This is a genomic window from Streptomyces sp. NPDC058665, assembly GCF_042714995.1.
Lineage (GTDB): Bacteria > Actinomycetota > Actinomycetes > Streptomycetales > Streptomycetaceae > Streptomyces.
Genome location: NZ_JBHXRX010000004.1, coordinates 199,315 through 208,256 on the forward strand (window position 1 = coordinate 199,315; position 8,942 = coordinate 208,256).

The 8,942-nt window shown below is 71.4% G+C and carries 9 protein-coding genes; 6 read left to right on the forward strand and 3 right to left on the reverse strand.

From position 1 onward, the window contains the following. Nucleotides 1-39: 39 nt before the first annotated feature. Nucleotides 40-477: a hypothetical protein gene (locus ACFWV8_RS04055; RefSeq protein WP_384197778.1), complete on the reverse strand. Its 438-nt coding sequence runs from the start codon at nucleotides 475-477 to the stop codon at nucleotides 40-42. A gap of 225 nt (nucleotides 478-702) precedes the next feature. Here ACFWV8_RS04055 and ACFWV8_RS04060 point away from each other — a divergent pair, with 225 nt between their 5' ends. From ACFWV8_RS04060 to ACFWV8_RS04085, 6 genes are all read left to right on the forward strand, one after another. Next, entirely contained in the window at nucleotides 703-1,842 is a 1,140-nt protein-coding gene (locus tag ACFWV8_RS04060) for a glutathione-independent formaldehyde dehydrogenase (RefSeq protein ID WP_384197780.1), read from the forward strand. Between the two features lie 215 nt (nucleotides 1,843-2,057). Continuing rightward, entirely contained in the window at nucleotides 2,058-3,698 is a 1,641-nt protein-coding gene (locus ACFWV8_RS04065) for a DHA2 family efflux MFS transporter permease subunit (protein WP_384197782.1), read from the forward strand. A gap of 57 nt (nucleotides 3,699-3,755) precedes the next feature. Then, on the forward strand, nucleotides 3,756-4,328 hold the full coding sequence (locus ACFWV8_RS04070) for a hypothetical protein (protein ID WP_384197783.1): 573 nt from the start codon (nucleotides 3,756-3,758) through the stop codon (nucleotides 4,326-4,328). Nucleotides 4,329-4,453: 125 nt separating this feature from the next. Next, nucleotides 4,454-5,659: a sensor histidine kinase gene (locus ACFWV8_RS04075; RefSeq protein ID WP_384197785.1), complete on the forward strand. Its 1,206-nt coding sequence runs from the start codon at nucleotides 4,454-4,456 to the stop codon at nucleotides 5,657-5,659. Next, nucleotides 5,656-6,822, forward strand: coding sequence for a hypothetical protein (locus tag ACFWV8_RS04080; RefSeq protein WP_384197787.1), 1,167 nt, complete (start codon nucleotides 5,656-5,658; stop codon nucleotides 6,820-6,822). The genes ACFWV8_RS04075 and ACFWV8_RS04080 overlap by 4 nt, the downstream gene beginning before the upstream one ends. Then, nucleotides 6,765-7,442, forward strand: a complete 678-nt coding sequence (locus ACFWV8_RS04085) for a response regulator (protein ID WP_384197789.1) — start codon at nucleotides 6,765-6,767, stop codon at nucleotides 7,440-7,442. The genes ACFWV8_RS04080 and ACFWV8_RS04085 overlap by 58 nt, the downstream gene beginning before the upstream one ends. A 345-nt stretch (nucleotides 7,443-7,787) precedes the next feature. Here ACFWV8_RS04085 and ACFWV8_RS04090 read toward each other — a convergent pair whose 3' ends face one another. Next, nucleotides 7,788-7,964 (reverse strand): hypothetical protein, encoded by a 177-nt coding sequence (locus tag ACFWV8_RS04090; protein WP_384197790.1) that lies wholly within the window; start codon nucleotides 7,962-7,964, stop codon nucleotides 7,788-7,790. A 73-nt stretch (nucleotides 7,965-8,037) separates the two neighbouring features. After that, nucleotides 8,038-8,790 (reverse strand): asparagine synthase-related protein, encoded by a 753-nt coding sequence (locus tag ACFWV8_RS04095; RefSeq protein ID WP_384197792.1) that lies wholly within the window; start codon nucleotides 8,788-8,790, stop codon nucleotides 8,038-8,040. Nucleotides 8,791-8,942: the final 152 nt, after the last annotated feature.

Below are 8,942 nucleotides of genomic sequence, written 5' to 3' on the forward strand. Positions count from 1 at the left end.
ACGGGTGTCCGTGGCTCCGTGCGCGGGGGAGCGGCCCTTCTAGATCCGCCAGACCCCAAGCCCCGCCCGGCCGTCGTCAGGCGGCGCCCTTCTGCCCCTGGCGGCGCCCGCCCGCGAACCCGCGCCGGACACCCCGGTCGGGAGAAGGACGGTCTCGGCGCGGACCGCCATGGCCGGGGGCTTCAACTGGCTGTCCTGCTGCACCCAGCCGGGCTGATCGGCGCCGGGGCAGTGCGCGAAGACGGACCCGTCCGCCGCCCGGTCGGTGTCCACGGCGGCTCTGCCGCCCTGGGCGACGACCAAGGCGGGCACCGCCACCGGCCGTACGGCACTCAGTGAGTCGGCGCCCCCCGCCCCGGACGACTGCGGCCCATGGGCGCAGACGAAGATGTGCACCACCGCGGCCAGCACGGTCAGCAGGCAGGCCGGAGCCCACCACCCGGCCCGCCTGTATCCGCCCGATGCGCCAACTGTCATGTCGCTCAAAGTAACGGAACAGCCACATAAAGTGCCCGTTAGGAATGCGGGGCCAGGCTCTCCCGGTCACCCCTCGTCGTCGGGCGATGCCCCTCCGCCGCCTTCGGAAGACAAACCAAACAAAGAGAACAAATCGCAGATTTCTCTGCCGAGTCACGGGTATCGAGTGTGAGGACTCGGGGTGTGGGCCGCCGGCAGGAGGCCCGACGAAGAGGGGAGAACACCATGAAGGCAGTAGTTTTCCACGGCCCGTACGAGGTCTCGGTCGACGAGGTGGAGAAGCCCCGCATCGAGGCTCCGCAGGACGTGCTGCTGCGCGTGACGACCACCTGTATATGCGGGTCCGACCTGCATATGTACGAGGGCCGTACGGCCGCCGAGACCGGCCTGGTGTTCGGCCACGAGAACCTCGGCGTCATCGAGGAGGTGGGCGAGGGCGTCACCAGCCTGAAGCCCGGCCAGCGGGTGGTCATCCCGTTCAACGTCGCGTGCGGCTTCTGCCGTAACTGCCGGGCCGACAAGACGGCGTTCTGCGAGACGGTCAACCCGGGGTTCGCCGGAGGTGCCTACGGATACGTGGCGATGGGCCCGTACCCCGGTGGCCAGGCCGAATACCTGCGCGTGCCGTACGCGGACTTCAACTGCGTGCCCCTGCCGGACGGCGAGGAGCACGAAGCCGACTTCGCCCTGCTGGCCGACATCTTCTCCACCGGCTACCACGCCACGGAGCTGGCCGGCGTCAAGCCGGGCGAGACCGTCGCGGTCTACGGAGCCGGCCCCGTCGGGCTGATGGCCGCCTACTCGGCGATGCTGAAGGGCGCGTCCCGGGTCTTCGTCGTCGACCGGGTGAAGAACCGCCTGGACCTCGTCAAGCAGATGGGCGCCACGCCGATCGACTACTCCGTGGACGACCCGGCCCAGCAGATCAAGGACGCGATCGGCGATGTGGGCGTCGACCGGGGCATCGACGCCGTCGGCTATCAGGCCACGGTGCCCGAGGGCGAGGAGCAGCCGGCCCTCGTGCTCAACCAGCTCGTGGACACGGTCCGCCCGACGGGCTCGATCGGCACGGTCGGGCTGTACGTGCCCACCGACCCCGGCGCGCCCGACCAGGACGCGGCGAAGGGGTACCTGCTCTTCAACATCGGGAAGTTCTTCGAGAAGGGCCTGCGCATGGGCACCGGCCAGACCAACGCCAAGGTCTACGCCCACCAGCTCCGGGACATGATCATCGCGGGCAAGGCCAAGCCGAGCTTCGTGGTCTCCCAGGAACTGCCGCTGATGTCGGCGCCCGACGCGTACGCCCGCTTCGACAGGCGCGAGCCCGGCTACTCCAAGGTGCTTCTCCACCCGCACCAGGCCTGACCGGCACACCACGACCTACACCCCCGCGAGGTTCCCGCGTCCGGTCCGGCCGGGCGCGCTTCCTCGCGGGCGGTCCGCGTCCGGGAGAGGAACGTCCTGACGGCTTCGCCGGGATTCGCCCGACTGGCCCGCACCGTGAGGGCCGGTCGGAGCCCGCGAGAAGGAGATAGTCGGTACGACCCATACGCCCGACCGGCCAGGAAAGAGGAGCGCGCATGGCTGACAGCGAGCCCGACGCGTTCGGACCGGACCGCTCCGAACAGGACCGCTCCGACGCGGCCCACACCTCCGGGGGCGCTCCGCACGGCCGGTCCCGGACAGGCCGCACGCCACCCGCGCAGAACAAGTGGTGGACGCTGACCGCCGTCTGCCTCGGTACGTTCATGCTGCTGCTCGACATCACGATCGTGAACGTGGCACTGCCCGACATCCAGCGGTCCCTGCACGCCAGCTTCTCCGACCTCCAGTGGGTCGTCGACGCCTACTCCCTCACCCTGGCCGCGCTGCTGCTCACCGCGGGCAGCCTCGCCGACATGTACGGCCGCAGGAAGCTCTATCTGGTCGGACTGTCGATCTTCAGTCTCGCGTCGCTGCTCTGCGGCCTCTCCGACAGTTCACTGATGCTGCAACTCTCCCGGGGCCTTCAGGGAATCGGCGGCTCCATCATGTTCTCGGTCTCCCTCGCCCTGCTGGCGGACGCCTTCCGGGGCAAGGACCGCGGTGTCGCCTTCGGGATCTGGGGCACGATCACCGGGCTGGCGGTGGCCATCGGACCGCTGCTCGGCGGTGCGCTCACCACCGGGCTTTCCTGGGAGTGGATCTTCTACGTCAATCTGCCCATCGGCGTGATCGCCGTCGCGATCACCGTGGCCAAAGTCTCCGAGTCCCGCCAGCCCGGGGCCCGCCACCCCGACTGGCCCGGCTTCGTGCTCTTCACCGCCGCCCTGTCGAGCCTGGTGTACGCGCTCATCAAGTCCAGTCACGACTCGTTCTCCGACCCCGTCGTCATCGGATGCCTGACCGCGGCGGTCGTGCTGATGTCCGCCTTCGTGGCGGTCGAGTTGCGGACCAGTCAGGCGATGTTCGACCTGTCGCTCTTCCGGAAGCCGACCTTCACCGGCGGCCTGGTGGCGGCCTTCGGTCTCAGCGCCTCAGTTCTGTCGATGCTGCTCTACCTCGTGCTCTATCTCCAGGACGTGCTCGGATTCAGCGCCCTGGGCGCGGGCGTACGGCTGTTGCTGATCTCCGCGGGCATCCTCGTGGTGTCCACGGTGTCGGGCCGGCTCTCCTCAAGGATGCCGGTGCGATATCTGATCGGCCCCGGGCTGCTGCTGATCGGCGGCGGGCTGCTGTGGATGCGCGGTCTCGACGCGTCGAGCGAGTGGACCCATCTGATCCCCGGCATGATCATGTCCGGCGCCGGTGTCGGTCTGGTCAACCCGCCGCTGGCGTCGACCGCCGTCGGCGTCGTGCAGCCCGCACACGCCGGCATGGCCTCAGGCATCAACTCGACGTTCCGTCAGATCGGCATCGCCACCGGCATCGCGCTGCTCGGCACGCTGTTCTCCAGCAAGGTCAAGTCGTATGTGACCGACCACATCGACGCCGTCCCCGGCCTCAGCGACTTCGCCCCGCGGATCTCCACCGCCGTCGAGTCGGGAACGGTCAGCCAGATCCTCGGCTCCCTCCCGGCCGACGTCCGCGCCCCGGTCAAACACCTCACCGCGGCGGCCTTCACCTCGGGCCTCAACGAGATCCTCCTGGTGGCCGGGATCGTCGCCCTGGCCGCGGGTGTGATCTCCTTCGCCACGATCCGCACCAAGGACTTCGCCCAGCAGCCTTCGGACGGCACATAGCCCCCGGGGCGGCCCCGGCCGGCGCGGCATAGACTCGCGGACGCGCCGGAGAGACCCATGGCGAAGTTCGAGGGGGACACACCGTCCGTGCATGACTATGACGACCCGGCCTGGGGGCCGTTGCCCGTTCGCCCGGCTGTGCTCCGCTGGCTGCTGCTTCTGCCTCTGACGCTGGTGTTCCTGCCGTTGTGGTGGCTCGTGTGGGTCTTCCTCGCGCTCTGCTTCTACGGGGTGGCGATGGTGGCCCAACTGATCGTCTACCTCGTGCCGCGTGCCGAGAACGGCGCCGTACGCGTCCTGGACGCCACTCTGGGCCAGGTGCCCTTCATCCCGCTGTGGTGTGTGACCCCGGTGGCGCTGATACGGGAAGGCGACACGGCGTACTACCGGGCGCGGGTGGACCGCCGGGTGGAGAAGCAGACCCGGCGGGTGGAGACCGCGACGCACAATCGCGAGCACCACCGCGATCTGGAACTCGGCGCGCACTACTTCCGTGGCGCGGGCGCCGGTCATGTCCTGCGCGTCGCCTCGGAGCAGGGCTGGAGCCTCCATCCGGTCCTGCGCTCGCACCCCCGGCGCCGACTCCGGCTGCGCCACAACGGGCGGCCCCGGCCGGGCTCCGGGAGCTGAGCGCCCCGAACCGTCCCGGGACCCCCAGCTGTCACTTTCGCCACAGAACGCTTCCTCTGGCGCACATGCCCCCGTATCGTCGTCACAGGGGCCGACCAGCCCCATCTTTCGGGGGCGAACGGCTGATGTCCGAGGAACGCGAGCCCGCTGAGCATGCCTCGGCGCGGGTGTGGGGGCACGGCGAGGTCCCTGCCGCCGGTCCCGCCACGGTCAGCCTGGAGCGGCAGGCCCTGCTGATCATCGTGATCCTGCGCCTGTCCAGCGCGGCGGTCGCCGCCGTCGTCGCACTGCTGGGGCTCGCGTCGGCCGCGAATCCCGTGTGGGTGCTGCTCTCCGTCTCCGGCGTACTGGTGTGGGCCGGCTGGTTCGGCGTCTTCGCGCTTCGCCACGGCGCGACCTTCCGGCTCGGCGTGACGGATGTCGCCGTCTGCGCCGTGTTCTGTCTGCTCCACGGGCAGCTGGTGCCCGACCCGGTACTGGAGGCGAGCGCCGGCACCGGATGGATCGACCTCCTGGCCGGCGTCACCGTACTCAACGCGCCCTTCTATCTGCGCCCGTCCCACGGGCTCCTGGCGACCGTCGTGATCACCGTCGCCTACATGGCCGGTGTCCCGGGCCTCCGGGAAGCCCCCGTCGTGCTCGTGCTCCAAGGCATCCTGAGTACGGGTACGTTCGTCCTGCTGCGCCGTGCCGCCCGCTCCGCGGACGCCGCGCTGGCGGCCAAGGCCGTGGCGCAGGCGAACGAGCGGGCCAGGGCGGCGGCCCGCGCGGACGAACGCGACCACCAGCGCCGGCTGCACGACACCGTGCTCGCCACACTCACCATGGTGAGTACCGGCGCCATCGCCGATCGTTCCGAGGTCCTGCGACACCGCGCCATGGCCGACCTCCAGGTGATCGACGCGCTGGCGACCCCGCACGGCGCGCCCGCCGATCCCGTGCCCCTGGTCCCGCTGGACGCGGCCCTGCGCGCCGCGGCGACGACGCCGAGGCCCGGACTGCCCGCGCCGACGGTCGAGTTCGGGGTCGTACCGGTACTGCTGCCCCACCCGGTCGTGACCGCGCTCGCCGACGCCGTCGCCGAGGCCCTGACCAACGTCGTACGGCACGCCGGCACCACAGCGGCCCAGGTGCGCGCCGAGCCGGTCGGCGCCGGTGTCGTCGTCGACGTGCTCGACCGGGGACGCGGCTTCGACCTCGCGGCCGTGTCCGAGCACCGCAGAGGACTACGGGAGTCGATCGTGGGCCGGATGACGGCGGTGGGCGGTGACGCGCGGATCGAGGCGCGGCCGGGCGACGGGGCCCGCGTCATGCTGCGGTGGCCCCGGTGAACAGCGAAGCGGGCACGCCACGAGGGGAGTTGGTCGCGGCCCGCTACACCCAGGTGATCAGTGTCGTGGTCGTGGTCATCGCCGTCCTCTGGCACTTCGGCTTCGACGCCCTGATCCTGCTGCGCGGCTGGTCGCGGTACGAGCCGGCTTGGGCGGCCCTCACAGCCTGGCTGGTGCTCGCCGTCGTGCAGTTGATCGGCTCCGTCCTGCTGCTGCGGTCCGCGCTGCGCGGCCGTGCGGCCCCGGCGCTCGCGTCCGTCGCCGTGCTGGCCGGAGCCGTCGCCGTCGCGACATACCCGCCGGGCCAGGCGATCGGTGACATCAGCTGGGCCGCGAACACGGTCGGCTGGTTCGGCGTACTGCTGCTGATGCAGCGCCCGATCCACGAGCTGGTCGTCCTGTTGAGCTGCACCGTCGCCATGACCACGATCGCGCTGGGTCTGAGCGGCGAGCTCGACACCTCAGTGGCCTGGAGCAGGCTGATCGCCCAGTCCTACACCACGGCCGGAATCCAGCTCGCCTTCGCCCTGCTCACCCGGCAGTTGCACCACGCCGCCGAACTCACGGCGCGCGCGGCGAGGGCGCACGCGGACCGCCTGGCACGGCAGGCGGCCGACGACACCAGGCACGCCGAGCGGCTGCGGCGCTATCACTACCTGCGTGACCGCATCGCACCGCTGCTCCGCGACCTGGCCGAGGGGCGGGCCCACCCGGGGGACGACACCGTACGGCGGTCGAGCGCGATCGAGGCGGCGCGGCTGCGCAGGCTCTTCGCCGAGACGGAGGACTCCGCCCATCCTCTGCTGCACGAACTCCGCGCCTGCGCCGATGTCGCCGACCGCCGGGACGTCGACGTCACGTTCGTCTGCTACGGCGAACTGCCCGACGTTCCCGTGGCCGTTCGCCGGCGGCTGACCGAAGGGCCGCTGCTCGCGCTGGCGTCGGCCGAGGTCAGCGCCAGGGTGACCGTCGTCGCCATGGCCGGCGAGGTCACGGTGAGCGTGGTGGCGGACGCCGCGGCCCCGGTAGCACTGAGTACGACCGGTTCGACCGACACATCGGTGATGTTCGACGAGAAGGAGAACCTGCTGTGGCTGGAGTCTCGATGGCGCGTCCCGGGACCGCGTTCGACGTCGGCATCATCGACGATCACCCGGTGGTGATCGACGGCGTCCGCGCCTGGCTGGCGGAGGAGCCGAACGTATGCGTCAGACACACCGGCGAGAGCGCCGAGGACCTGCGCTCCGGCGTGGCGGACGTCCTGATCGTGGACCTCAATCTCAACGGGCGGCTGGTGCTCCCCGACATCGGCGAGCTCGCCGCGGCCGGTCAACGCATCGTCGTCTTCTCGCAGTTCACCGACGAATCGCTGGTGATGGACGTGCTGGACATGGGCGCCAGTGGATTCGTCACCAAGAGCGAGGGCCAGGCCCATCTGCTGCACGCGGTGCGCGCCGCCGCGGCCGACCGGCCCTATGTGCCTCCGACCACCGCCGGCGTCCTGGTCTCCGACCGCAGCCCGGTGGGCCCCCGGCTGTCCGATCAGGAACGGACGTCGCTGCTCTGGTGGTTCCAGTCCATGTCCAAGGCGTCGGTGGCCCGCCGTATGGGCGTGTCCGTGCACACCGTCGACATGTACATCAAACGGGCGCGGGTCAAGTACGCGCAGGTCGGCAGGGCCGCACCGACGAAGGCGGACATGCTGGCCCGCGCGATCGAGGACGGGCTGGTCACCCCCGGCGAGGTCGCGAACTCCGGCCCGCGGACACCGCCGCCGATGTGACCGCCGTCCCTCGCCGTGCCGCGGCCCGTTACTCGGCGCGGGAGAAGCGGCGCGCGGCGACCGCCAGGGCGACGAGGCCGAGCGCGCACATCACCATCAGCTCGACCCCTAGGGCGTGTCTTTCGGATCTTGCCGCCCGGCGCGGCCCAGGCCACGGTCTGCCGCAGCGCGTCCACCGCGTGCGTCAGCGGGTTGACGAGCGTCAGCGCGGCCGGCCACCACGGCAGACCGGCCACCGAGAACATCGCGCCCGACAGGAAAGAACAGCGGCAGCATGGTCACGCCGAGCGCGGACCGGATTGAGCAGCGTCAGTCCCGCCTGGGCGGGACTCGCGAGCAGCCGGGTCATCTCCCGCCGTACCAGCGCCCGCAGCGCCGCCGGCTCGGCGGCGCGCCGGCCGACCGGTCGCGTCGTGAGCCGGCCGGGTGCTCGGCGACGGCCCGGGACCGGACGAACATCAGCGGCCACTCCGTGCCGTGCGGGGTGTGCTCGAACGGCGTGTACCAGTCGGGGGTCTCCACCGGCCGTACCTCCACATGGCCGCCCAGGTCAGGTCCTCGCCCCGCCCGCCGTGCGCCTCGTAGTGCAAGGTCGTCAGGTGCCGTCGGTCCGGTCGGCGACGAAGCACAGACTCGTCGAGTCGAGGCCACCGGACAGATCGGCGCTCACCACGGGCCGGCCCGCCGTACGCGCCAGCATGGCGTCGAACAGCGCCTCGCGGATGAAGTCGCCGTCGCCGAGGGGGCGTGCGGGCGCGGGCGGTGTCCACCAGCGCCGGGTGCGCCCGGCGCCGTTCCGGCCGATCTCCAGGCAGTGTCCGATGCGAGGGCTGCGCACCCCATGCCACACCGAGCCCTCGCTGAGGGGCTCGGGCGGCCCGAACGGTGACAGCAGTTCGAGCGCGACCCGTTCCTCGTCGACGGTCGCGCCGATGCGGTCGGCCAGCGCCTCGGGGCGGTTGGCGGCCATCGTCACACCGGCGACCTTGGCGTAGAAGACCTGGCACGCCGTGGAAAGCGTGCCCTGGACCCGGACTTCGCCGTCGATCGACGCGACGAACTGGAAGCTGCCAGCGGCCAGGCGGGCGAGGCCGTCCAGGTCGGCCAGGGAGCGGACCCGGCTCAACCCGGCGGCCAGGGGCTCCTGTCGCACCTTCGCGCAGCCGAGCAGGACCAGGCGCCGCGGGCCGGCGGAGACAGACACGATCTCGTCGTCCGGCCAGTCGCCCACCAGCCAGGGCCGACCGGAGTGGTGCTCGATCACCTTGGGGCCCGGCAATCCGGAGGCCGGGGCCAGCGCGAGTGCGTCGGTGCCGGCCGGATGGTCCGGAAGGACCACAAACTCCATGTGTATCCTCCACCGGAGTGCCAGAGTGGAGTGGGGGCCCCGGCCGATTGGGGGGGGGGGGGCGCCCCCCGCCAGGGGGTGGGGGGGCGGGGGGGGGGCGGGGGTCGCACAACAGGACCCCCCGGGCCCCCCCCGACCCCCCCGCCCACCGG